The sequence below is a fragment of the uncultured Methanobrevibacter sp. genome (genome assembly GCF_902769175.1).
Lineage (GTDB): Archaea > Methanobacteriota > Methanobacteria > Methanobacteriales > Methanobacteriaceae > Methanobrevibacter.
On sequence record NZ_CACXNW010000008.1, the window covers coordinates 17,720 to 42,338 of the forward strand.

The window sequence follows — 24,619 nt, forward strand, 5'->3', positions numbered from 1 at the left end:
TTCATTATGTTTATATTATAATAAAAAATATTTATGAGGAAGGAAAATGGCTTATGAAATATCACTTATTTCAATTTTAGAAGTTATATTAACACTTATAATAGCATTATTTATAGGTGTTTTAATTCCTGGAATTGAGAGAAAATATGTTCATGCAAGGATTCAGCAAAGAATCGGGCCTCCAGTTACAAGTCCGGGGCTATGGGCATCTATAAAATTCCTATATAAGGAGAATGTCAGCCCAAACTCTCCAGCTCCTGGATTATACAAGGCAATGCCTATTCTTTGTTTTATTGTAGTATTAGCTGTATTCTTAGCTTTAATGCCACAAAACTATCAGTTCATGGCATTAGCTAGTTTAATAGCTATTGTTGGATTTTTAAAAGTTGAAGAAATTGCTTATGTTTTAATGGGTTCCTTATCAAAATCAGTTATGAGTATTAACTTAAGATTCCCAGACCATGCAAAAGGTGCTGCAAGAACAGATTTGCTTGTATCCTCTATAGAGGATATCAGTTCAAACAGATCCCTTAGGATGATTATATTTGGTTCATTCCCATTGTATTTGGCTTTATTCATACCTGCTGCCTTATCCAAAAGCATTTACTTATCTGAAATTGTTGCATATCAACATGCTCACGGACCAGTATTGTTTACTTTAGCAGGTATTATAGGAACATTGGTGTTCTTTATTGGATATATGATTTTATTAAACGAATATCCATTTTCATATATCAAAGCCAAATCTGATGTAATTGAAGGACCATATATGGAAATTGCTTCTAAATATCGTACCTTTGTTTATGTGACCAGAGGATTTTTAATATTTACTTTAGGTTTAATGTACTGTGTACTATTCTTGGGAGTTGCCCCAGAATTGTTCTCACTTAAATTCATTGTATGTATTATTGTATCCTTATTGCTTCCAGTTATCATGGCAATAGTAAGTGCATTCTCCCCAATATTCACTAACAAGCAGTTATATCCTACTGTCTTAATCAGTTCTGCACTTGGAGTTTTAGCTATTGTTATTGCATTGTTCTAATATAAGTTCAGTGTATTTATGGCTATGCATTTATATTAAATCTATTGCTATTATTGCATTCTGGAATTAAAATTATAAAATTTGATTTGGTAGTTTATTGAACTCTATTAATTTAAGTGGTGATTTGATGAAATTTGTAATCAGACCTTACCATATGATGAGTCTTGGAGGATATATTGTAGAATATGATTTCCCTTATAGGGATTTAATCATTGTAAATGAAACCTCAGAAGACATTAAATTTGAGATTCCAGTATCTGATGGATCTTATATTGAAGAGTATGAAAAATTAGGTCTTAAAGTTATTCCTGTCAGTGAACATGACAGCTATTTAAATTTATATAAAAAAGCACATGCCGAGTTAGATGCTTTGAAAGCGAAATTAGATTAGTTGGGGATAATCAACATTGTTTTCCTCATAAATATAAAAAAATCGATTATCTTCAATTAATCTATTTCCTTTTTGTTTTTTATGATTAATGAAAAAATAATATTTTTATGCAGATTTTTTTTAATATGATATTTTTATTTTTGGCAATATTATGAAGGTAATGTTATGAACAGTATTTCTTTAACACTTACAACTAAAGAAGATAAAGGAGTTTTAGATGAGATAACTGATGTCCTTTCAAACCATGGGATAAATATCTCTTATGTTCATCTTTATGTAAAGGATGATGTTGGAACTTTGAATCTTGAACTTGATAACGTGAATCAGCTTGATGAGCTTATAGATGATTTAAAATCTAAGGACTTTATTTTAGATATTGAAATCCATGGTTCCTTAAATGATATTTTCGGTAAAAGGATTCTTATATTTGGTGGCGGAGCCCAAGTATCTCAAGTTGCAGTTGGAGCTATTACAGAAGCTGATAGGCACAATATACGTGGAGAGCGTATTAGTGTAGATACAATTCCTTTAGTTGGTGAGAAGAATATTGCTGAAGCGGTTGATGCTGTTAACAGATTGCCTCGTGTAAATGCTCTTGTCCTTGCAGGATCTTTGATGGGTGGAAGCATAACAGAAACCGTCAGAAAACTTAAGGAAAAGCATAAGGAATTAATTGTAATTACATTAAACATGCCTGGAAGCGTTACAACTGAGGCAGATTTGATTGTCACTGATCCTATTCAAGTTGGGGTTATGGCTGTGATGGCAGTAGCAAGCACTGCTGTTTTCGATATAAAAAGATTGAAGGGCAATAATAAATTTTAGTCCTTTGATATGCAAATCAATAGGGATAATGGTTTTGCCCTTTGATATGCAAATCAATAGGGAGTAATGGTTTTACCTTTTATATACAAATCAATAGATGTAATAGTTTTACTTGCTTGATGATATATCAATTGCAATAAAATTTCCATTTATATTTTTGAATTTTTATTTCTTAACTTATTTTACATAAAATTTATTAGTATATATAACTAATATTATTTTATACTTCTATTTTTTGATATTTTTTATCAAAGATTTTTATTTCATTATTTTTATTTTATGGATGTGTTTTAAATTACTAGAAAAGAAAAGTTTGTCAATGGATTGAAGTTAGGTATACCAATTACATGTGGATATGTTCCAATGGGTATTGGATATGCCGCTTTAGCAATCAAGGCAGGTTTGACTCCATTTCAAACAGTCATAATGTCTGTTCTCATCTATGCTGGAGCTGGACAAATCATGATTGCAACCATGTTGGCTCAAGGAGCAACTCTTTTTGCAATTGTTCTCACATCTTTTGTGCTTAATTTAAGATACTTCGTAATGAATGCATGTATTTTCAATAAGGTTGAAGATGCACCCCTCCCCGTAAGGATATTGTCTTCACATCTTGCTGTAGATGAATCCTTTGCAATGTTCATGCTAATGGAGGAGTCTTCCATTTGGACTTATATTGGCCTTGCTGGATTTGCATGGGTGTCCTGGATTTTTGGAGCTATAATTGGTGTTTTAATACTTAACTTGCTTCCTGTCATTGTTGCAAACAGTTTTAACATTTCATTATATGCTTTATTTGTAGCTCTATTGGTTCCAGCAGTTAAAGAAAGTAAGGATTTAGTCATATTGGTTATTTTAACAGCTATTTTAAACTTTATTCTACAATTATTCATTGGAAATTGGTCTTTGATAGTAGCCACTATCTTAGGTGCAGTTGCTGGTATGTATATTGTAGATGATGAAACCATATTAGGGGAATCATATAATAAAGATGATGATTCCAAGAGCAATAGCTGCAAAACTAAGGAGGTGCAATAATGGATATCAATCTAATGATTATTCTTTGTGCACTTGTCACTTTCATTCCAATGGTAATTCCTGCAATCTTTGTGGAAAGACTTAACTTCTCAACAAAGGTTGAGAAATTCTTAAATCTTATTCCATACACTGCACTTGCTGCATTGATCTGTCCTGGAGTTCTTACTGTAGACCCTAATTTATGGTACATTGGATTGATTGGTGCTATAATTGCAGGAGGATTAGCTTGGAAAAAGGTGCATCTTGGAGCTATTGTTATTTTAACTGTAATTGTTTTGATTGCAGTTTATTCAATTGTGCCTATGTTTCCAATTTAATGATTTTTTAATTTTTTTGCTTTACTTTAGAATTTATCTAAGATAAATTCTTGTTTCTTATTTTAATTATTCTTGTTTTCCCTATTTTTATTCAACCTATTCTTATTTTACTTATTCTTCTTTTGCCTATTCTTTTTTTAGCTATTGTCACACAGCTCTTTGTATTCACAGTTTTTACATTTCTTTAAGTTGGTTTTAACATTAGGAATCTCACCATCTTCAATGATTTTGTTGATATGTGTTAGGACCTTAAAAAAGCTTTTTTCTTGCATCTGTATCTATTATCACTGCCCTACGTTCATTGATTTTTAGGTAATCCACATATCCAACTGTAACATATGTATTGAATTCCTGTTCTATTAGCAATCCATTTGCAATAACTTCCATTAGATCTCCATCCCATACTCCCTTAATTGGGGGATTTGATGGCTTTAGGGATATTGGGAAATAATTGCCGTTTTCCACTTCTATCTTATCTATGACTCCAATGAGGTCAAGTCCTAAATCCCTTATCAGATAATTATACATGCAGCTTGGGAAAAACAGTCCCTGCACTTCATCTCCATTCTTATCAAGAATTTTCATTGCTTGTGAAACTTTTAGAGAAAGTATCTTCAGATTAAGGTTTATTTCATTAATCAATTCCCTTTTCAATTCATCTATTTTCTCATCTTCATCTTCATCTTCTTCATTGCTTTCTTCTTTGAGCTCTTTTTCCTTAAGCTTGCTTATTTTTTCCTGGTCAATAAATTCTATCTCATCATCGCTTTTAAGATTATTGGATTCCTCATTTTCTTCTTTAATTTCCTCTTCCTCATTTTTCTTATTCTTTTTCTTTTCGTTTATCTCTTCAATAATGTCAAAGGTTGTTTTTATCTGATTGTTTATTCCTATTGCAAGTCTTTTTTTAACTTCTCCTTCATTCATGTCCTTTTTGATATGCCTAAGGTTTTTATGAAGAAGGTCTTGAATATCTAATCTAAGGTCTTTCAAGGTTTTTGATACAAAGTAATCCTCTTCAGTCTCTTCATCGATATTGCTTTGGAAATATAATTTCAAAGGACAAAACATATAGCTTTTGATTGTTGATACGCTTATCATTTTTTTAACTCCTGCTATTTTTAAAATTTCTCTCATCATTGAAAATAAATTTTTTTAAAAATAATTTATTTTTAATCAGTAATTATTCTTTATTTTTCATATAATAAATAGTATGCAGTTATTTTTAATTATAATTTATTTAAATAATTTTATTTTCTAATTTAATTAATAATTATCAGTTTTTTTGAATATCACTGATTTATATGAATTTTATGATTGCCTTGTAAAAGTGATTTTATTTTGAAATTTTAAAAAGATTCTGTAAAAAGAGTAAATTGATTTTTGACTAAAAAAATTCATATGGTTTTCTTCAAAAAACACTTGATTAAAATGGTATTTTTTAGTTTTTCTTTCATTATTTTAATCAAATTTTTAAAATTAGGAAAGATTTGTTAAAAAAATAATTTTTACTATAAGCGAATTAATTAAAAATAGTAAACTATTGTTTTTATAATATTGAAAATCAAAAGAGGGGGGATTGTTTATTGGCCTAATTGCAAGGAAATTTTTAAAAAATTGAAAAAAAAAGAAAATTATAAAATCCAGTTATATTGGACTTTCTCTTTTTCTATTATTTATGAATTACTGTAAAATTAGTCAATCCATAATTATGTATATGTGAATACTTTAGAAATATTATTGGTTTTTCTTATTAATCACTAAGCTTTTTTGATTATCTTAAAATCACAGTTGTGTTTTTGTACAATTTCGCATTATGAAAATCTTTTTAATTTTTGAAATTTAACTATCTATTGTAAAAATAATCAGTGATTTTATGGATATTGAATATATTAAGGAGAATTATCGATTCGAAACACTTGGTCTGAAACATGATTTATCTGATTTTAAGTGTGCATCAGATGATTTAAATGATTTCTTAAAAAAATGATGCATTATCCCAGCAAAATAGCAAATTAAACATAACAAAACTAGTAATGTGTGATGATGAAGTTGTGGCTTATGTTTCTCTATTAACAGACACTATACTTTTAAAGGATATTCGTGATGAAGATATTAAACAGGATATTAAAGGCCAATTATACTTAAGTTCAAAAAAGAGAAAACTTCCTGCAATTAAAATTGGCCGTTTGGCTGTGGATGAGAGATATTCTGGGAAAGGATTGGGATCAGAAATATTGATGAGTGTCCTATTCAATATTAAAAACATTGCTGAAAATAGTGTGGGATTGAGATTTGTTACAGTGGAGGGTTATGCAACAGCATATAATTTTTATGCAAATCATAATTTCATTAATCTAAAAAAAGATGATGAAAAGTTAAAAGAAAAATTAGATATCATAATAGAACGAAATCCTGAAGAGACATTCTATTTATATTTGGATTTAAGAGTTCTAGAATGATACCTTTCTGGAGGCATCATACCTCTTTTTAAATTCTTTATCTTTTTCGGTAAGAGGTTCAACCATTTTGTTTAAAAAATCAGATGCTTCTTTGCCATATAATGTAGGAGTATCTCCAATTGGTTTTGCCATGTTTTTCACCTCTTTTAATTAGTACAGTTAGTATATCTCTTATTATTTAAATAACTATGGTTTTAATGAGTTATAAGTGGTTTACTATTTATAAAATAATCTATTTCACTTATTCAGTTATTTATAATTTTTTTCTTATGATGTTCTAAATAGGACTTTCTTTTTACTTGTCCTGTTTGTTTTAAACACCTAATATGATGATAAATTAGAAAAATTAATTAAAAATTTCTCATTATTGAAAAATATTGAAAAAGAGGGGATTGTCCTTGGATGAAATAGAATCTTCACTTAAATAGTGACTCTACTTCTATTTTATTGCTACATGTCATAAAATGAAAAAATTCAGGCAATACTTATAATTAGAAGTATTGCAGTTATTTTTCTTTTTTCTCATTGATTTTTGATACTCAAGATTCTCTTAATTTATTTTAATTTTTTACAGGAGATTCTCTTAATTTAATATATTCATTTAAAGATTCTCTTGTAGTTCCAACGAGAATTCTGTATTTTTCAAACTCTCCATTTTTAAGAACCTTTTCTATTTTTCCTCTTGCAACCACTTCTTCTCCATCAACCACTTCTCCAGCATAGGTATGTGTTAATGAAGCGAGCTCTGTGATTTCAATATCTGACCCTTCAAGGATTTCAACATCTTCTATAGTGTATACTGCAGGATTGTCAAAAGCTCCTAAAGCGCTCTTGATTGTACAGTTTACCTTTGCAAATCCTTCTGGTTCGTAGACAGTGTCTCCCCAAGTTCCTTCAATCTCATCATAGTTTCTGGTTGCTAAAATGTCAAATAATGTTTCTCTGATAAGTCCTCTATTGCTTTTACGTTCTTCGTACCAAGCAAATTCCTCTTTTGTCAAGGCGCCATCCTTGATTCTCTTATCATATACGAAGTCCCAAAAATCATCATTGATTCTATTAAGGGTGATTGATTTATTCAATTCGTCAATGAAAACAGGCTTATCTTTGTTGTCTTTGTATGCCTTGATTGCATTTCTATGGTTTTCAAGGCCGTAAACTACAAAGTCAAGATCTGAAGTTCCTGCCTTTTGAAGTCCAGGCAATATGGAACCTGAGATTCCAAGGTCATTGTAGTCAATCCCTGCTACATAATGGAAAAAGTCTGACAAATCAAAGAGTTTGCTTAACAGCTCTTCCTTATAGTCCAATTCTTCTCCAGCAGCTACTTTTTCATTGATTTCTTTGTAATATGTTTCTCTAAGGTCTAATAATCTTTCTTCTGGTTTGATGATTTTTTCAACCTTATCTATAGGAACACCCATCATTTCAACGTTTGTAACGTCACAGAAGTATAAGTAGTCTGGATGGTTTTCTCTTAAATAGGCATAAGCTTCTTCAGATCCTACTTTAGAATATCTGATTCCATCCTTCTGTCTGTCTCCATTTTCATCTGGAATGTATCTTAAAAAGCAGATGATCCTATCTTCAGGATGAATGTAATTGGTTGAAGTAAATAATAATCCATCTGTACTTATAATGAAATCTCTTGTTCTTACGGCTTTTTTAATTTTGTCCATTTGAATCCCTTAATTTATAATGTTTGATAAATTTGATTTAAAAATATTTTTCAAAATCTTAAAGTATATTTATTAATATTTATTAATGCTTTTAATATTAATTATATTTATTATGTAATCTCATTATTAATATAATTTTAATTTTCTAATTTTTCCAATGATTTTAAAGTAGCTTATTTTTTAATTTACTATTTTTTCCAATGATTTTAAAGTTAGCTTATTTTTTAATTTACTATTTTTTGCAATGATTTTAAAAATAACACTTATTTTTTTTTAAAAAAATTTTTAGGTATTTCAAAAATAAATCGATAAGAATATTAACTATCACAACCTAACTTATATTGTAGTTAGTTCTATGTCATTTTTTTAAATTTTTAATTTAAATTTCTAGAGGGTTTTTCTTTATGAAAAGCTTGAATGATAGAATTAATGATATATAAGAACTTCCCACAAATCCATAATTTCAAAAATAAATTATGAATCGATTATTGCTGTAATATCTAAATTATAGGCTTTATTTCTATATTATTGAATTGGATGTGAACCATAGTCCTTTAATTTTATTGAAATCCTATTTTTCAATGAATTGATTAAATGTATGATTTGTCATTTGGTCAATAATATTTCCCAGAGTTCTGTATATGATCATTATGGTAGGATTTGTAATTTAGACCTGGAAGAATTATTAAATCCGGAGGTGTCGATATGAAAGACAAAAACACTAAAAACTTGAGAAAATCTATGAATCGTGGTTCTCAAGTCCATTAAGGAAGCTGCTGAAATGATGATAGAACATGAATTCAGAAGATTACCAGTAACTCATCCTGGCTCAAATAAACTTTTGGGTATTGTAACTGCTATGGATATTCTTGACTTCCTTGGAGGAGGAAGTAAATTTGACATAATAGAAAAGAAACACAATGACAATTTCTTGGCAGCAATCAATGAACCTGTTAAGGAAATCATGACAAGAGATGTATTTTCTATTACTCCTAAATATTCTATTAGAGAAAGTGTCGATTTAATGACCGAAAAAGGTATTGGATCTTTACCTATTGTAGATAAAGAAGAAAAATTAGTGGGAATAGTCACTGAAAGAGATTTCGCTTTAGCACTTGCAGGTTCCTTAACTGATGAAACTGTAGGTGATATCATGATTAAAGACGTTATTACTACCACTCCTGGAACTCCTATTGAAAGCTGTTCCAAAATTATGGTTAGAAATAACTTAAGAAGAATTCCTGTAGTTGAAGAAGAAGAATTAATAGGAATTGTAACTTCAACTGATATCTTAAGATTCTTTGGTGATAAAGAAATGTTTGCTTCTATGACCTCTAATAGTGGTTTAGATGTTTTAAAAAGAAAAATTTCTGAAGTGTTCCTGTAGTTGATGATGGTCAACTTGTAGGAATTGTCACTGAAAGGGATATTTTAAATATTGTACTTAAACTTTAAGTCTTTTAAGATTTGATTTTTAAGGATTTAAGATTAATTTTTTAATTAATCTTTTTATTATTGATTCCCTATTTCAGGGAATCTGGTAGCTATTGTTGAACTTTAAGAGATAGCTATTGGTAGGTAAATAGTTTATTCTGTGATAGATACGCTATAAGATAAATCTGATTATCTGATTGGTTTCAATCGAATCTGATTGGATGATTAATTAATTTAATTCTAATAGCTATTTCATTGTATTTTATCGTTGGTGAAAGTATGAAAATTAAAAATATAATGTCAGAAAATGTGGTATCTATTGATAAGAATTTAAACATATGTGATTGTCTTAGGATGATGTATAAGGATAACTTATCCAGGATACCAGTAACTAGTACCAATGAAGATAATAAAAAAGTTTTAGTTGGAATTATCTCAGAAAAAGACATAGCTGATAAATTAGGATCTGCTAAATATGGTAATATGGCTCCTTCCCATTTCCATGTATCAACTGTAATGGTTAAAGACTTGATTACAGTAGATGAAAACGATCAATTGACTGATGTTGCAAAAACTTTGATTGTAAAGAACATCGGTGCTCTTCCAGTTTTATCTGATGGTGAAATGGTTGGAATCGTAACTAAATCTGATTTCATATATTTATGTAAAGCAAAAGCATATGAGAAGATTTCAGTTAAAGATATTATGACTAGAGATATTATTTCAATATCTGCTGATGATCGTTTAATTCATGCAAGAAAAGTAATAATGGACTCAAAAGTAGGACGTTTGTTATTGACTGAAGACAATGAGCTTGCAGGAATTATAACTTCAAAAGACATTGCAAAAGCATTTGTTTCATTTAGAAAACACACTCCTGACAAGTATCAAGCTTCTCAGATTAAGGAATTGACTGTAGGGGAATTCATGTCTACAAATGTTCAGACAATTTCCCAAGATGCAACAATTCCAGAGCTTGCTGATGCAATGTTGGAAACTGGTTATAATGGTTACCCTGTAGTTGATGATGAGGATCAAATTATAGGTATTGTAACTCAATCAGATTTACTAAAATTAATTTATGAGTTAGAAAATCAATAATTAAGTTTAGTTTTAAGCATAAGACTTTCTTATGCTTTATTTTTCTTTTTTCTTGTTTTTACTATTTTTAAATATTAATATTTCATGGCTTTTTTTGATATTTTTAGATTTTATTTTAGATTAGTTTTTATTAATGTTAGTTAATTTTAGTTTAATTTTGGATAGTTTTGATTAGTTTTGATTAGTTTTGATTAATTTTAGAATAATTTTAGTTTAATTTGGATAGTTTTAGATTTTATTTTTAATAATTTCTTTAAAATAATTTAATATAGTCATTTCATTGCTTATTTTTCCTTATTTGCTTATTTACTTAATTTATTTAAGTTTTTTACCTTTTTATACTATGAAAAATATATAAAAGATAGTAAATTTTAAGATAAGATTTCTTAATGATTTTTAGATTTAAATAAATTTTTTTAAAATGAGGAGTTTAATAATGATTAAAGATAAAGTCGCATTTTTAGGGCCTCAAGGAACATTTTCTCATGAAGCTGCATCATTAGTTTCAGATAATTTGATTTCATATTGTTCAATTCAATCAGTAATGGGTGCTGTTGAAAGCGGAGAATGTGTATGTGGTGTTGTTCCTATAGAAAACTCAATTGAAGGTCCAGTTAGTCTAACTTTAGATTCTCTGATTCACAACTTTGATTTAAAGATTAAAAATGAAATTGTCATTCCAATCAATCATAATCTTTTGGCTGCAACTGAAATGACTGTAGATGAAGTTGAAAATGTTTATTCCCATTCACAGGCTTTAGGGCAATGTCAACCTTATTTGGAAAGACATGGAATAACTGCACATTATACATTAAGCACTGCAGCTGCTGCAAAAAGAGTTGCAGAAACCGGAGAAGGTGCAGCTATCGGAACTTTAAAGGCAGCTGAATTGTATGGGTTGAAAGTCATTGATACAAATATTCAAGAGAATTTCAATAATGAAACCCGTTTTGTTGTTTTAGATCATCAAGATTCTCAAATAACAGGCAATGATAAGACTTCCATTTCATTTTCATTGTTTGAAGATAAGCCTGGTGGATTGTATGAGCTATTGGCCCTATTTGCTGAGAATGATGTTAACTTGACTAAAATTGAGTCAAGACCTTCTAAGGAAGGATTAGGACATTATATATTCTTTATAGACCTTGAAGGACATAGGTTAGATGAGGGCATAAATGAAATCTTAAAAGATTTGGAAGACAATACCTCATTCTTTAAGATTTTAGGTTCTTACCCTATCTTTTCAAAGGATTCTTTTAATATTTAGAAAAAAATAATAGAGAATTTGATTTTTTATTTTAATTTTAGTTTTAATTATAGTTTTAATTTTTATTTTAATTTTAAATCTAATTCTTATTCTCATTTTTTATTTTTATTTTAATTCTTTTTCTTTATTCTAATTTTATTTTTTTTAAATTTTTCACAATTTTTAGTCTATGGTTTTGCATTATTTTTTTTAAAAAACTTTTAAATTTTTTTCATTATAAAATTCTTTCCATTTTTTTTAAAACATTCACTTTAAAATTTAGTAGTATTTATAAAATATAAAAATTATATATTAAATATAATATAAATTATATTTTAATAAATAGTTTAATAGACATTTAAAAAATATTTTTATTTTATATTAATAATTAATAAGTTGCTTAATGATTTTTATATTAAGCTTATTCTTTTATCAATTGATTATAGGAGGAGAAGTATGAACCCAGATAGGAAAAAACTTATGCAGATTTTAAAGAATCTTGAAGAAGATTATCAAGCTGGTTTGATTTCCGAAGAGAAATACCATTATTTGGTTGACCAGTATAGGCATAAGATAGAAACTATTGAAGTCAGTGATAGAATTCGTGCGATGCAAGGAAAAGAAGAAACTCCTTCTTCATTAAATTCTAGGGATGATATTTCTGATAAATATCGTGAAGAGAAAGAACAATTGGTTCGTAAATATATTCATAACCCTGAGTCTTATAGCGTATCAAAAAAACCCAAGGAATCTACACTTACTAGCCCATGGTTTGTGGCTTTAGCTGTAATATTCTTGCTTATAGCTTTTGGTGCAGGAATTACCTTTGGAATGACCAACATCAGTTTGGATGGAGATGTAACTCATATGCTTTCAGGTAGTGCAACCATTAATGACACTGCATTTCCTGAAGTTGAAGTAAACAAAACTTACACTAGCAATTATACAAAATCTTATTCAAACACCACCTATGGATCATATTCAGATGATTCAAGTTCATATTCCAGTTCTAGTGGAAGCTATTCTGGAGGTAGTTCCTATGATGGCGGTTCATCTAGTGGTGGCAGTTCTTCTGGTGGAGGCTCTTATGATGGTGGTTCCTCTGGTGGAGGTGGCTCTTCTGGTGGAGGTTCTAGTGATGGTGGTTCCTCTGATGGGGGCGGCTCTTCTGGTGGAGGTTCCGATGAATAATTTTTAATGGTTTTTCCATTAATTATTATTTTTTTATTAAAAGATGGTTATCCATTAAAAATAATGATTTTAAGAGATTTGGTGGATTTCCATTAGTTTTTTATTATTTTGATTAATGATTTTTCATAAATTTTTTGGAGATATGATATGAAAAAGATTATTGGTATAGGACTAATATTGGTTATATTGATTGTAGGAGGATCTTTCCTTATAAATAATCTTATGAAGTCTACTGATGGAAATAATTCACAGCAATCTGTAGAATATTCTAAAAATGGCATTAGTTTATCAATGCCGGGAGATTGGGTTTCTGCAGATTCTCAATCCAACGAATCTATTTTAGCGATTGCAGACCCAAATTCAAAAGATTCTTCAGGCTTTAATGACATTAATGTAAATATTGAAAAGAAATCTGATGTTCGTTCTCTTGAATCTGAGTTCAATTCAAACTATAACACTTTAGCCCGTAACTCTGATTTCAATATCTTATTTGAAGGTAATGCTTCATTTAATGGTGAACCGGCTATGGAAGCGGATTACACCTCTGAGTCTGGAGGAGATAAAAAGCAGCATAAGGCTATTTGGATTCAAAAGGATTCAGATATTTATGTTATCTTATGTTCTGCACCTGAATCTAAATTTGAAGGGGAATTAAGCACTTTTGATTTTATCATCAATAGTGTTAAATTGTAGAGCAAGCAGATTATTTTAGTTTAATGTTTGGCACCAAATTTATTATTTTTTTTATGATTTATAGATGTGGTTTTAATGGAAATTGTTTTATGTGTTACAGGAAGCATAGCAGCTACTGAAACTATTAAATTAGCAAGGGAATTTAGAAGACAAGAGCATTCTGTAAAGGCCTTTATGACAAATGAGGCAACTAAGATCATTCATCCTAATGCTTTAGAGTTTGCAACAGGTCAAGAGGTTGTTTTAGAATTGACTGGAAAGATTGAACATGTGAAATATTCTCAAGTTGATTTGGTTTTAGTCGCTCCCGCTACTGCAAACACAATCAGCAAATTGGCATATAAGATTTCTGATAATCCAGTAAACACTCTTTTAATCACTGCCTATGGTCATGACACTCCTATTGTTTTCGTACCTTCAATGCATGATTCCATGTATGATGCAGTTAGTGAAAATGTGGAAAAGCTAAAGGATGAAGGGATTAAATTTGTCAATCCTCGTATTGATGAGGGAAAAGCCAAGTTTCCAGCTATTGAAGACATTGTTCTTGAATCAGTAAGGGCGGTGAATTTAGATAAGGTAAATAAGGGCCTTGTAGAAAATAATATTGCTGGAAAAAACATTTTGATTAGTTTAGGTGGAACCTTTGAAGCAATAGACCCTATAAGAGGTATTTCCAATAGGTCTTCTGGAAAAATGGGATTGGAATTAGCTAAAGAGGCATTTAAGAGAGGAGCTAATGTAACAATCTTAGCTGCTCACCATAGTGTTTCCATTCCAAAGGTATTAGATGTAATCGATACTGAATCAAGCGTTTTGATGACTCAAAAGGTAGAAGAATTAGTTCCTGATTTTGATGTTTATATTGCAACTGCTGCTGTTTCTGATTTTACTCCAATCAGTAAGGAAGACTCTAAGATATCTTCATCCTATAATTTGTCTTTGGAATTTGAACCTATTGCTAAGATAATTCAAAAGATTAAAAAGATTAATGAAGATATATTTTTAGTTGGATTTAAGGCAGAATATAATATTTCAGAAGAAAGAATGATTAAATGTGCACAAACTCAAATGAAGGATGCAGGTACAGACTTGGTTGTAGCTAATGATGTGTCTAATGAAGGCTGTGAGTTTGGATCTGAAACCAATGAAGTAATTCTTGTAAGCAATGAGATCAAGAAGGTTTCATTAAGCTCTAAAAAGGAAATTGCAAAATCAGTCTTTGATGAAATTTCTGAAAAGTTAAATTAGATTTTTAACTTTCTTTTCTTTTTTTATCAAAATATTTTATTTTCACTATTTTGCTTAATTTTCTTAATTTTTTTTAATTTTTTTTATTTATTTCAGTAATATTTTTATTTTTTGCTATTTTTTTTAAAAAAAGTTTAGTTTGCATAAAAAATTTTTCTTTTTTTATTTCCTTATTTTTCAATAAAAATTTTAAATTTTTTCCTTTATTTTTCATAATAGTATTTTATGGTTTATATTTTGATAAAAATTAAAAAAAGTATTACTTTTTTATAAAAATTAGCATTTCTTTCTTATTTTTTAATTTAAAGAAAAATTAGTAATATTTTGTAAAATTTTGAAAAAAATTTATTAAAGAAAGGTTAAAAATAGTTATTTTTGAAAAAAAGTTCAATCCTCTAAGTTATTTAATTATGGAGTGTTTTTATGAGTGAATTAACCTAGAGGATATTTTATGAACTCTTTTTTTATTGCATTAGCAAATATATATTTGTTATTTTCTTATATAAAAAGGTTTTTCTAGTAATACTTTTTTAATACTGTTCGTATAATATCAAAATTTTTATTTTTTCTTATATTTTCCTATAAATAAAGTATTTATTCTTATGTATCATTTTATATATTACTTTAGTTCTATTTCTGAAAATTAATTATTTTTAATCAATTTTTTTAATAAATCTAATGTAAATATTTATTTAAAATCTCATTTTTTCAAAAAAAGTAATACTTATAAAAGAGGGCTTTTACAAGGTTTAAATTGGGATTAAAGATAAATCTAATGTTAAATAATAATGATGGTAATGAATTATATTTTATTTATAAAAACATTATTCTAAAAATAGTGAAAATTAATTTAAATATAAATTCATTTTTATTTGAAATTTTTAATAATAAATTGGTTGGTTTTAGTTGAAATAAGGATTATGTGTAGTTTTTCATAATCCCATTTTTTCAAAAAGGAATATTTAATCTTTTAAAAAGATTTCTCAACTAAAAAAGCGATATGGTCTTTTTCATAGGGTTCTAATTTAATCTTTTCCAAAATAGAATAACCATTTTCTTTTATTTTTTTAGCTTCATCTTTGAAGATTTTTTTAGGTTTTTGAATAACATCTATGCTTCTTGCTTTTATGGTAATAAGCCCGTATCCTTCTTCTTTTAAGAATAAATTCATATTATCCATAAAGAGTTCGCTTTGCTTTTCCTGTGCTACATCACAGTAAACCAAATCAACTTTTTCAACTTTATTCAAGTAATATTTTGGCTTAGTGGCATCAGCAAGTATTGGAGCAATGTTATTTCTTTTTTGGCTTAGTCTAATCAGCTTTTTCATGCTGACAGGTGAAAATTCCACTGCATAGATCAATCCTTCATCACAGATGTCAGATATATGTGAAACTGTTGTACCAGTTGATGCACCTAAATATAATACTTTAGAATCATTTTTTAAATTAAGTCCTTCCAATCCATTCAATAATGCTGCAGCTAACTTAGACCGTCTAGGATTCCAAATACGATATTCTTCTATTGGCTCTTCTTCTCCATCTCTTAAAAGCTTCTCATCATAAACTTTAATACCAGGAGTTAAATTACGAGTAGCTATTTCCCCATCTTTGTAAAATATATTCATTTTTTCACTCTTTTTAAGGAATTTTAATTTTGATAATTCGTATGATTATTATAAGATTATTTTAAATTTTTAAAAATTCATTCTATTAGGTTGATTAGTTTATTTTAATATTTTGAAAATTCATTCTATTAGGTTGATTAGTTTATTTTAATATTTTGAGAGTTCTTTCTATTAGGTTGATTAGTTTATTTTAATTTTTTGAAAGTTCAATCAATTAAATTAAACTAAAAAATTTAATCAACCAAAAATTAAATTAAACAATAAATTTAAGGAATTATTATTTTCTTCTTCTTTTTTTATTTTTCTTACCTTTCTTATTTCCTTTGTATTTGGATTTTCCTTTGGATTTTTCTGATTTCCTTTCATTTGCTCTTTTTCTGCTTGTCTTTTTAGGGAAAGGATTTTCCTTTTCAATCTGTTCCACTTTATTCAAGTAGTCTTCTGCAATGCTTGGATCATATTCTCCTGAGAAAACATCTTTCCTAACAGCCAAAGTGATTTTTAAAGCTAAATTTCTAGCTACTTTTCCTCTATTCCACCATTTTGCACCACGGACACTTGGATGTTGGAATATTAAACCATGCTTTGGTGGGCGTTCTCCAGTTTTCAAATGTCTGAATATTGCCTTTTCTGCACCCATGATTTGTATAACGCTTGCAGGATAAGTGGCTAATCTTTTTATGCTTCCAATATGGGCTATTAATTTTGCACCTAATGATGCGCCAAGCAGATCCCTTAAATTTGGTGCAATGGCTTCCATTTTAGAATCAATATAAACTTCAAGTTCCTTTCTTGATTTTTGAAAAGAGTAAATGGATTCTGCAAAGCTTTTTAGTATAATCAAGTCATCTTCTTCAATATCTGCTCCTGCACTGTCTTCAATGCTTTCTATAAGCTGATCATTAAAGTTTTCAATAATGTCTTCTCTGCTTTCACTTTCGGCAATCAATTTAATGTATGCTTCATTATTGCTTACTGTATCCAGTTCTGGGAAATATATTGTATACCAGTCACGAATACGTTCAACTAATTTGCTGATTGATTCATCTATATCGTCTACAGAGTTTATTGCTTGAATTAAAAGCTTGTCCTCTTCCTGTGATGATTTCTTGATTTGCTGAGGTGCCAGCTTTTCATAGCTTATGATGATTTCATCCTGATTTTGTGAAAATCCAATATCATTTAAAACTTGATTTAAATTATTCCTTAAGTATTCTCCACCTTTATTTGGGGTTTTGATTACAATAGAATCGTAGTTTTCAAGTTCCTTATATTGGGATCTTCTTTTAGTGGTTTCAATGATGATTTTGTTTTCTTCACTTGAGTTTTCAAAAGCTAATTCGTTTATCAGCTCAATTTCTTCTTCTAAAATCTCATTCTCTTCTATTTTAATGAGATTTGAAACTATTTCATCATCATTGAATAATTTTTTGTTTACTATTTGAAGATTTTCATCAAATGCAATAAATCCTGCAATACATTGTGTTATATAAAATTCCATAATTTTATTTTAATTTTTTTATCTAATATATTTTACATTATTTTTTCTGTTTACTTTAGTCTAATTTCTAGAAATTTTCATTTTCATTATTTTTCTTATCATTTTTTTAATTTTTATTTTTGCTTGTGTTGAAATCCTGTTTTTGTTTTTAAGTACTTTAATTTTTATTTGGTTGTGTTGAAATCTTGTTTTTGTTTTTTAAGTACTTTAATTTTTATTTTGGTTGTGTTGAAATCCTATTTTTTATTTAAACTACTTTCAATATCCTCAAGTAAGTATTTTAAAGCCAACTTATCTGGATTAGGTTCTAGTCTTAAGTCAAAATATTCATTTTTTAATACATTAGGAATCAATAATGAATTTTGTGGTTGCATAAAGTATTTATCAATGGATATTTTAATATTTTCAATTGTCAACAATTCATTCAACTCATTAACAAAACTCTCACAAATTGAGGTATAGTTAGCATTTTCAGATTGTACCTCTTTTATTTTTTCAAAATATCGATCTCTTAATACACTAATATTGTGTTTCAGGTCATCATAATGGAATAATAAAGAAAGCTCACCTCCTTCATTTTTTAGATTATCAAGGCCCTTCACAAACTCTTCAATTTTGTTTTCGGATTGTCCATAATAAAATTTTATATGCCTGTTAGCTTCATTATCATCATCCTCTTTGATAAGTTTAACTTTTTTAATAAACTCTGCTGTTTTTAATTGGTCATCATTCCAATATTGTCGACATTAGGATCGGATTTGAAAAATATGAGATTGCCTTCTTTATCATACATAACACCATCAACAATTTTAATATCATCTATCCCTACTTTTCCTTTATAGTTATAGAAGACTTTATCTCTATAGTTTGGATTGCGCCTAATGTTAATCCTATTCTTTTTTTCATAGGCTGAAAATTTATATTTTTCCCCTCTATCGTTTGAGTAAAGATGGCGACCATATTTGTCATAAGCATAACCGTTATTGTTTTTGACTTCAGATTTGGGAACTTTTTGCCCTGTTTTATAATAATAATCACAGTCTTCCTCATATTCTATGCGTATTGAATCTAAACTTGAATGAATTGGGAGGTAATTTGTGCTAATATAATGATAATCCTCAATATCTCTAACTAAATAAAGAACTCCCTTATCATCCATGGCCAATACATTAGTCTTCCTAAAGTCATCACCCATTATATATTCATGTCCATTGCTATCAAAGATGGTATCCCCTTCCTTAATAATCTGACCATTAACTGTATGCAATTTCTGATTTTTTAAGGCTTCACTAATATCTTCTTTCTTTTGTATTTCAATGTTCATTCCTTGATAATCCTTAATTTTATTGTATGCCTCTTTACTTTCAAGTACTTCGGTTTGGATTCTAATCTCTTCAGATTCTTGTGCTGCCTTTACAAACAATTCATTTAATTCCAAAATAAACAATTGATAGATAAATCTGTATTCAAAATTGTTTTTTAGTAGTTTATAATACTTATCATATAGTTCATCAATTTGTTTATTTAATATTTCATTTAAATGCTTATTATTTGTTTTAATATCTTTAATATGATCTTTTGCAGTGTTAACTGCTTTTTCCATGCTATCCTCAAAATCGTCAAAATCATCGCTTTCAATCTTTTCTCTTTTGATTACAAATCTTCCATCATTTTGACCAGGCTCCTTATTGCCAAAAATCTTTTTATATGAATCTCTAATTAACTGATTTAAACCATCGACTAAAGAATTATGAGCGATTTCATAACTGGTTACCCTATTATTAACATCGCCAAGATACTTTTCATTTAATGCGTAGGATTTATCTATTATATCTTGATATAATTGATGATTATATTTGCCTATATTTTCTTTAGCAAATTTTTCAACAACACCTCTAGCATTATTCATTGCTTTCATGAATTGTTCAAAGTTTTTATTCTTGATTAGAGTTTTGAAATTCTTTGAGGATTCTTTTTCAATAATCCAGTTGTCAATTTCAATATCCTCAATGTAATCCCTTGCATTTAAATCCTTAAATAATTTATTCAATGAGTCGATAAACCCATTATATTTAGAGACATAATCATCATTTTCACCTAAAGGTAAAGATTTTTCATAACATGTGTCAATGGATTGATTTAACTTTTTAGCTAAACCCACATCCTTCTTTTGTATTGCTTCAATATAATCCTTAGCTATATTCATTGCTTCTTCCAATTTTATTCCCATCCTTGTTGGATTATTTTTGCACTTGCTAATGTCTACTTTAGGAATTACGAACAGTCCATTTTTTTGATTTTGCTTAGGATTGACATTATTGCTTAATATGTTATTTTTAATGTATTCAATGATTTTTTGCCGTGTATTATAATCTCCATACTTTTCCCAATCATTATATAATTCATTCATGCTATTGCCATATAGGTCTATTAAAACCTTTTCAGCAATATCCTGATATTCTTTTTGGAGTTTATTGAAAGACGCTTTGAATACAAGATATTCCTCTGGTTCATTGGTTATCAGGTTTATAGGCTTATATGGGATTTTTTCTTCCATAATCTCTTTAATACGGTTGAATTTTTCAGAATCTGATCCTTGTTTTTCAGCACTGGATTTGAGGGATTTGACTTGTTTTATTATGTCTAAAAGGCTATTTTTAAATTGATTTATCTCAGATTCATAATCTTTTTCAGAGATTTTAGCTTTTTTCATTAATGATCGGAATTGCTTGTATGCCATGTATATCTGTGATACATCATTACAAAGGGACTCTTTTAATTTTCCATCAAGATTTGAGTCTAAAAGAATCATATTTGTAGCATATTCATATATTTCATAAATTTTGCAGTCTGAAATTTCCTTGCCATTGATCTTTTCTGAATTGTCTTCAGCAATATCCTCTTTTTTGTAGAAGTTGTCACGGATAAAGTCAATGATGTTTTGGCGAATGACTTTATATCCGTTTGATGGATCTCCTTCGAAGACAGCATAATCTAACAAATCTTTATGATTTCCGAATAAGAAAGTTTTAACCTTTTCTGCAATTTTAGGATATTTCTCTTCAATCAAATCCCATGATCCGTATAATTTCCAGAGTGAGTCTGAAACCACACGATGTTTTTTTGTAGGGTTGATTGTGTTGTCTTTCATGATTTTTTTGATTTCGATGTATTGGGCAACTGTTAAAATGATTTCTCCATCATCCTTTTCTACAGGGTCCAGTTTCAAATTTTCTAAACACTTAAAAATCTTCTCACGAGCGACATCTAAATTATTATTATTTTCACGTAAATAGTCTACTATATCTTTAATATTAAGATTTTCACTAACCTTTTCAAAGATTATATGGTATTTTTTTTTAAATTCTTCCCAAGCCCCTATAAATGGGTTTAAATCACCTGTTTCATCCATGATGATCTGGTGGCCTACATATTCTTCACTATTAAGAATCTCTTTAATCTTACTTATTACATCTTGGATTATAACTGGTTTCACATCATCTTTATTTATTGGCGGTTTCACTTCCCCATTATTGTAAGTCTTTTCTAAATAGCCAATAATCTCCTTGCGCATTTCATCGAAATTGTTATTATGATTTTTTATATATTCCTCCATGTTCTTTATGACATTGTCAAAAATATTTTTATAAGCTTCAGGATATGTCTCGTTAAGTTTATTTAAAGCCCCATGGAAACGACTTTCATTCTTACTGTATGTATTAATGCTATTTTGTTCCTTATATTTGTATTTACTGATGATAATCTCTTTCATCTTCTCTAAATCTGTGTTCCTGTTGCGTATTGTGTTATACAATTCGATAATTTCGTTTTTGTCTTTAATATTATTGATGTATTTCTCGTATCCTTTGAATCTCATAACGCCTATGTGGTTCTTGATAATGTCCATAACATCACTAAATCTATTTTGAGAATGGTATGCTCTGTAAAGATTATTGAGGAATAAGTCTTTTACTTGAGCAATGCTTAATGCATTGAAATCTACATCGTCATCAAATACATGGTATGTTGCAAGTCCCATTATTTCAGAATACCTATTAAAAATGTCACTAAGGGGCTTATCCAATAAATCAATGGACAGTTTACCTTTAGGATTTAAATAATTTATATTCCTTTGTTGGATGTCTTTATCATGATACAACTCCCAGAAATAGATAAAGTATAATAAATAACTGCGTATTTCCTCTTTCATTTCTTCATTTGAGCCTTCAGTAATAACCTCTAGGAAGTCTGCTATTTTCACTCCACTAATTTTTTCGAAATATATAATATTATATTTGTCTAGTTGGTTAATTATTACATTGACTTCATTTTCCAATACTTTTGAAGAATCTCTATATTCTTTTAATTTATCAAAAATAGCCTCATATTTTGACAAAATGACATCATACTCGAGCAAATTGTCTTGTTCACCGAGCCAAGCATCGTAATTTTGGGCATGATTAAAAACCTCATTCATTATAGAATCATATAAAGTTTCATTAATGATTTTTAAATATTCTAAATCATATCTCATTTCATTAGATATAGAATGCGCACTGTTTTTATAAATTCCCGTATAATTATCTTGACCAGTAAAATCCATTATAGTATGGTCATTAACAAGATTTTTAAAATACTGTAATTTGTTAAAAATGTTATTATACGGATTTTCTTCATCTACAATTCTGCTGATGGTGTAGTTAACATTTTTAAAAATGATGTTATTGGATTTGTCAACAACACCTAACTTTTTCATGATATCTTCCATTTGATCTATCATAATATTACAGAAGTCATAATATGTTACTAAATTTCCATCCTTATTCGCAATGCAATATTCACCAATGTCCATATTAAAATTCCATTTGGTCGCTGATATCAAAGGATAATTGTAGTTTTCCTTACAGTATTCCATTAAGATCCAATACCCTACGGGACATGCATTTTCAAATAATTTCAATCTCTTCTTTAATGCGGCAACATCAATCCGGTCAAAAGTTATGTCGTTTGCAGGATTTATATTCCTTTCTTGGAGCTTAATGTCCTCTCTATCATCCATATCTTTTGTGATATTATAGTAGATTTCACTGCCATAGTTAATATTTACTCTAATCTTATCGTTGCCTTCAATTAAAAACAAGTCCTTTAGGGTAATGTTTAATTGAGTCATATCATTAATTTTCAGGTATTGGTTGTAAGAGAGTATATACAAAAGCATTTCGATATATGCCTTTTCTTTTTTAATCTCATGAATATCTTTATCTATGACCACATTTTTATAAAACATATCTTCAATTTTTTTCATATCAAAAATATTATACTGCACATTTCTAGCATCATAATACTTAATTACTCTATTGGTGAGATAATTGGTCCTTTCACCAGAAGATAATTGGCTTAATGTAAATTGCTTGATTAATTCTGGATCTATAGGTAGGCTATGTGCAAAGCTATATTCTAATTTATTGTATATTTCGTATTGTTCTCTGAAATAAACATATCTTTTATGTATTGCAGTTAAATTGTTAATAAATTTTCCATTGCCAAAATAAATTATTTTTGCAAATAATGAAAAATAACTCTCTTTAATTGAATCTGGACTAAATAGATCAAGCTCATGATTTATTAAGTTGAATTGTGGTATGTTTTTCAGTAATATATCTGCAATTTCTTTTTCTTTTAAATTGGAGATATCCCCACTGAAAAGATTTTGAATATCTCGTCCAGTCATCAGTATGGAATAAATATTGGTTAATTTTTTAAAATGGTCTTCGGAGATGTCTTTAATGTTCCTTAAATCATATAAGTCATCCGTTAAATCTACAATGCCCTTTTTCCATTGAATGTTTTTATTAGTTCGTTGCATTCTTCATATAAATATTTATTTACCATTGCTTTATCTTCATCATTAAGGGCATTATAGGCATCTTCATATGAGTTTAATAGGTATTTAATTTGATAAAAATTAATGTTGCATTCATTTATTCCTGGATCCCTATATTTTGATAATATGTCATGAATTTCTTTATATTTGCTATTTAAAGTTGAATGCATTATCTTATCGTCTTCAATAGTTTCCTCGATTCCCTTAATCCAAGCTTCAAACTCTTTGTTATCAAAGTTTTTCTTTATGATTTCATCATATAATGTAGAGTTAACTAATTTTAATATATTTAGGTTCTGTTTGATTTCCCATTTAATTTTCAATTCTTCCAGTGATTTTATGTATTCTGGGCTGTTGAATATTGCATTGTATATGTTCTTATTAATTAATTCTATGTAATCAAAGGATGCCATTTGCTTGTAGGTTTCATTGTTGAAGTCTATTGTGTTGTTTATGTCGAGTAATGTGTTGTAAATATGCCATAGGAAGTCTATGTTTTCATTTTTCTTTTCTTTTTCGAAGGCTTCTATTGTTGATGAATATTTATTGTAGTTTGGATTGTTTTTTGTCATTTTGGGTTTTAAGTCTTTTATGATTAGTTTTAATTTGGTTTGAATGACTGTTGTTGCATTATCTTTAGAATCTTTTAGGTGATCTGCCTCTATTTGGCTTCTGGCTGTGATTTTATTGAACTCCTCTATGAGTTGTTCAAGAACTTGTTCTTGTAGGCTTAGAGTTGTTACTGAGTTCCAATTAAAGAGTCTAGTAATGGTTCTGGAATTCATAAAACGGCTGTCATGTATTGATCTATGTAATGATTGGAGGTCCCAATTTAGTTGGTCGTTTAAGTTGTGAAATCCAAAGCGTTGTGTGCGATGATATAAATCCCATGCTTTAGTTAGTAATCTTAAAACTCTATCAACGTGGCTTTGAT

General features: G+C 28.6%; 22 protein-coding genes and 1 pseudogene. 13 read left to right on the plus strand and 10 right to left on the minus strand.

The features are described from left to right. The first annotated feature begins 46 nt into the window (after nt 1-46). From QZV12_RS03630 to QZV12_RS03650, 5 genes are all read left to right on the plus strand, one after another. Nucleotides 47-1,045, plus strand: a complete 999-nt coding sequence (locus QZV12_RS03630) for a respiratory chain complex I subunit 1 family protein (protein WP_295617356.1) — start codon at nt 47-49, stop codon at nt 1,043-1,045. 127 nt (nt 1,046-1,172) lie between these two features. Beyond that, on the plus strand, nt 1,173-1,436 hold the full coding sequence (ehbP, locus tag QZV12_RS03635) for an energy-converting hydrogenase B subunit EhbP (protein ID WP_295617359.1): 264 nt from the start codon (nt 1,173-1,175) through the stop codon (nt 1,434-1,436). A gap of 165 nt (nt 1,437-1,601) precedes the next feature. Beyond that, nucleotides 1,602-2,261: a DUF5612 domain-containing protein gene (locus QZV12_RS03640; RefSeq protein WP_295617361.1), complete on the plus strand. Its 660-nt coding sequence runs from the start codon at nt 1,602-1,604 to the stop codon at nt 2,259-2,261. A gap of 324 nt (nt 2,262-2,585) precedes the next feature. Then, entirely contained in the window at nt 2,586-3,299 is a 714-nt protein-coding gene (locus QZV12_RS03645; RefSeq protein WP_295617365.1) for an AzlC family ABC transporter permease, read from the plus strand. Next, nucleotides 3,299-3,616, plus strand: coding sequence for an AzlD domain-containing protein (locus tag QZV12_RS03650; RefSeq protein WP_295617368.1), 318 nt, complete (start codon nt 3,299-3,301; stop codon nt 3,614-3,616). Before QZV12_RS03645 ends, QZV12_RS03650 begins: the two co-directional genes overlap by 1 nt. 137 nt (nt 3,617-3,753) lie before the next feature. On the opposite strand, the gene QZV12_RS03655 is transcribed toward QZV12_RS03650, so the two are convergent. After that, entirely contained in the window at nt 3,754-3,888 is a 135-nt protein-coding gene (locus tag QZV12_RS03655) for a Dna2/Cas4 domain-containing protein (protein WP_295617372.1), read from the minus strand. Further along, nucleotides 3,866-4,717 (minus strand): hypothetical protein, encoded by an 852-nt coding sequence (locus tag QZV12_RS03660; RefSeq protein ID WP_295617374.1) that lies wholly within the window; start codon nt 4,715-4,717, stop codon nt 3,866-3,868. The genes QZV12_RS03655 and QZV12_RS03660 overlap by 23 nt, the downstream gene beginning before the upstream one ends. A 935-nt stretch (nt 4,718-5,652) precedes the next feature. On the opposite strand from QZV12_RS03660, the gene QZV12_RS03665 reads away from it, so the two are divergent. After that, on the plus strand, nt 5,653-6,078 hold the full coding sequence (locus QZV12_RS03665) for a GNAT family N-acetyltransferase (protein WP_295617375.1): 426 nt from the start codon (nt 5,653-5,655) through the stop codon (nt 6,076-6,078). On the opposite strand, the gene QZV12_RS03670 is transcribed toward QZV12_RS03665, so the two are convergent. Together QZV12_RS03670 and QZV12_RS03675 are read right to left on the minus strand one after the other, a co-directional pair. Then, complete coding sequence (locus tag QZV12_RS03670; RefSeq protein ID WP_295617378.1) at nt 6,070-6,210, minus strand: hypothetical protein; 141 nt, start codon at nt 6,208-6,210, stop codon at nt 6,070-6,072. The genes QZV12_RS03665 and QZV12_RS03670 overlap by 9 nt on opposite strands. Before the next feature lie 428 nt (nt 6,211-6,638). Then, nucleotides 6,639-7,757, minus strand: coding sequence for a DNA polymerase subunit beta (locus tag QZV12_RS03675; protein ID WP_295617381.1), 1,119 nt, complete (start codon nt 7,755-7,757; stop codon nt 6,639-6,641). A gap of 748 nt (nt 7,758-8,505) precedes the next feature. Here QZV12_RS03675 and QZV12_RS03680 point away from each other — a divergent pair. From QZV12_RS03680 to coaBC, 7 genes and pseudogenes are all read left to right on the plus strand, one after another. After that, nucleotides 8,506-9,144, plus strand: a complete 639-nt coding sequence (locus QZV12_RS03680; RefSeq protein ID WP_295617384.1) for a CBS domain-containing protein — start codon at nt 8,506-8,508, stop codon at nt 9,142-9,144. 20 nt (nt 9,145-9,164) lie between these two features. Beyond that, nucleotides 9,165-9,212: pseudogene (locus QZV12_RS03685) on the plus strand (hypothetical protein); the annotation flags it as partial. 258 nt (nt 9,213-9,470) lie between these two features. Continuing rightward, nucleotides 9,471-10,292 (plus strand): HPP family protein, encoded by an 822-nt coding sequence (locus QZV12_RS03690; RefSeq protein WP_295617388.1) that lies wholly within the window; start codon nt 9,471-9,473, stop codon nt 10,290-10,292. A gap of 436 nt (nt 10,293-10,728) precedes the next feature. Further along, on the plus strand, nt 10,729-11,559 hold the full coding sequence (pheA, locus tag QZV12_RS03695) for a prephenate dehydratase (RefSeq protein WP_394350718.1): 831 nt from the start codon (nt 10,729-10,731) through the stop codon (nt 11,557-11,559). 435 nt (nt 11,560-11,994) lie between these two features. Beyond that, complete coding sequence (locus QZV12_RS03700) at nt 11,995-12,729, plus strand: hypothetical protein (protein ID WP_295617391.1); 735 nt, start codon at nt 11,995-11,997, stop codon at nt 12,727-12,729. A 147-nt stretch (nt 12,730-12,876) separates the two neighbouring features. Next, nucleotides 12,877-13,422: a PsbP-related protein gene (locus QZV12_RS03705; RefSeq protein ID WP_295617394.1), complete on the plus strand. Its 546-nt coding sequence runs from the start codon at nt 12,877-12,879 to the stop codon at nt 13,420-13,422. 75 nt (nt 13,423-13,497) lie between these two features. Continuing rightward, entirely contained in the window at nt 13,498-14,673 is a 1,176-nt protein-coding gene (coaBC, locus tag QZV12_RS03710; protein WP_295617397.1) for a bifunctional phosphopantothenoylcysteine decarboxylase/phosphopantothenate--cysteine ligase CoaBC, read from the plus strand. Between the two features lie 73 nt (nt 14,674-14,746). On the opposite strand, the gene QZV12_RS03715 is transcribed toward coaBC, so the two are convergent. The 6 genes from QZV12_RS03715 to QZV12_RS03740 form a co-directional block, all read right to left on the minus strand. Then, on the minus strand, nt 14,747-14,887 hold the full coding sequence (locus tag QZV12_RS03715; protein WP_295617400.1) for a hypothetical protein: 141 nt from the start codon (nt 14,885-14,887) through the stop codon (nt 14,747-14,749). Nucleotides 14,888-15,643: 756 nt separating this feature from the next. Continuing rightward, nucleotides 15,644-16,300: a fibrillarin-like rRNA/tRNA 2'-O-methyltransferase gene (locus QZV12_RS03720; RefSeq protein ID WP_295617403.1), complete on the minus strand. Its 657-nt coding sequence runs from the start codon at nt 16,298-16,300 to the stop codon at nt 15,644-15,646. A 277-nt stretch (nt 16,301-16,577) separates the two neighbouring features. Continuing rightward, on the minus strand, nt 16,578-17,801 hold the full coding sequence (locus tag QZV12_RS03725) for an NOP5/NOP56 family protein (RefSeq protein ID WP_295617406.1): 1,224 nt from the start codon (nt 17,799-17,801) through the stop codon (nt 16,578-16,580). Nucleotides 17,802-18,037: 236 nt separating this feature from the next. Next, nucleotides 18,038-18,403, minus strand: a complete 366-nt coding sequence (locus QZV12_RS03730; RefSeq protein WP_295617409.1) for a hypothetical protein — start codon at nt 18,401-18,403, stop codon at nt 18,038-18,040. A gap of 113 nt (nt 18,404-18,516) precedes the next feature. Continuing rightward, nucleotides 18,517-23,667: a hypothetical protein gene (locus tag QZV12_RS03735; RefSeq protein ID WP_295617412.1), complete on the minus strand. Its 5,151-nt coding sequence runs from the start codon at nt 23,665-23,667 to the stop codon at nt 18,517-18,519. Beyond that, nucleotides 23,622-24,470, minus strand: coding sequence for a hypothetical protein (locus tag QZV12_RS03740; protein ID WP_295617414.1), 849 nt, complete (start codon nt 24,468-24,470; stop codon nt 23,622-23,624). The genes QZV12_RS03735 and QZV12_RS03740 overlap by 46 nt, the downstream gene beginning before the upstream one ends. Nucleotides 24,471-24,619 lie beyond the last annotated feature (149 nt).

What these genes read in the sequence shown, in the direction of transcription:
- QZV12_RS03640 (WP_295617361.1), top strand. Translation starts at nt 1,602, where the DNA reads ATGAACAGTATTTCTTTAACACTTACAACTAAAGAAGATAAAGGAGTT.
- coaBC (WP_295617397.1), top strand. Translation starts at nt 13,498, where the DNA reads ATGGAAATTGTTTTATGTGTTACAGGAAGCATAGCAGCTACTGAAACT.
- QZV12_RS03655 (WP_295617372.1), bottom strand. Translation starts at nt 3,888, where the DNA reads ATGCAAGAAAAAAGCTTTTTTAAGGTCCTAACACATATCAACAAAATC.
- QZV12_RS03735 (WP_295617412.1), bottom strand. Translation starts at nt 23,667, where the DNA reads ATGCAACGAACTAATAAAAACATTCAATGGAAAAAGGGCATTGTAGAT.
- pheA (WP_394350718.1), top strand. Translation starts at nt 10,729, where the DNA reads ATGATTAAAGATAAAGTCGCATTTTTAGGGCCTCAAGGAACATTTTCT.
- QZV12_RS03705 (WP_295617394.1), top strand. Translation starts at nt 12,877, where the DNA reads ATGAAAAAGATTATTGGTATAGGACTAATATTGGTTATATTGATTGTA.
- QZV12_RS03720 (WP_295617403.1), bottom strand. Translation starts at nt 16,300, where the DNA reads ATGAATATATTTTACAAAGATGGGGAAATAGCTACTCGTAATTTAACT.
- ehbP (WP_295617359.1), top strand. Translation starts at nt 1,173, where the DNA reads ATGAAATTTGTAATCAGACCTTACCATATGATGAGTCTTGGAGGATAT.
- QZV12_RS03700 (WP_295617391.1), top strand. Translation starts at nt 11,995, where the DNA reads ATGAACCCAGATAGGAAAAAACTTATGCAGATTTTAAAGAATCTTGAA.
- QZV12_RS03675 (WP_295617381.1), bottom strand. Translation starts at nt 7,757, where the DNA reads ATGGACAAAATTAAAAAAGCCGTAAGAACAAGAGATTTCATTATAAGT.
- QZV12_RS03660 (WP_295617374.1), bottom strand. Translation starts at nt 4,717, where the DNA reads ATGATAAGCGTATCAACAATCAAAAGCTATATGTTTTGTCCTTTGAAA.
- QZV12_RS03665 (WP_295617375.1), top strand. Translation starts at nt 5,653, where the DNA reads ATGTGTGATGATGAAGTTGTGGCTTATGTTTCTCTATTAACAGACACT.
- QZV12_RS03670 (WP_295617378.1), bottom strand. Translation starts at nt 6,210, where the DNA reads ATGGCAAAACCAATTGGAGATACTCCTACATTATATGGCAAAGAAGCA.
- QZV12_RS03650 (WP_295617368.1), top strand. Translation starts at nt 3,299, where the DNA reads ATGGATATCAATCTAATGATTATTCTTTGTGCACTTGTCACTTTCATT.
- QZV12_RS03690 (WP_295617388.1), top strand. Translation starts at nt 9,471, where the DNA reads ATGAAAATTAAAAATATAATGTCAGAAAATGTGGTATCTATTGATAAG.
- QZV12_RS03715 (WP_295617400.1), bottom strand. Translation starts at nt 14,887, where the DNA reads ATGAAAAATAAAGGAAAAAATTTAAAATTTTTATTGAAAAATAAGGAA.
- QZV12_RS03630 (WP_295617356.1), top strand. Translation starts at nt 47, where the DNA reads ATGGCTTATGAAATATCACTTATTTCAATTTTAGAAGTTATATTAACA.
- QZV12_RS03725 (WP_295617406.1), bottom strand. Translation starts at nt 17,801, where the DNA reads ATGGAATTTTATATAACACAATGTATTGCAGGATTTATTGCATTTGAT.
- QZV12_RS03740 (WP_295617414.1), bottom strand. Translation starts at nt 24,470, where the DNA reads ATGAATTCCAGAACCATTACTAGACTCTTTAATTGGAACTCAGTAACA.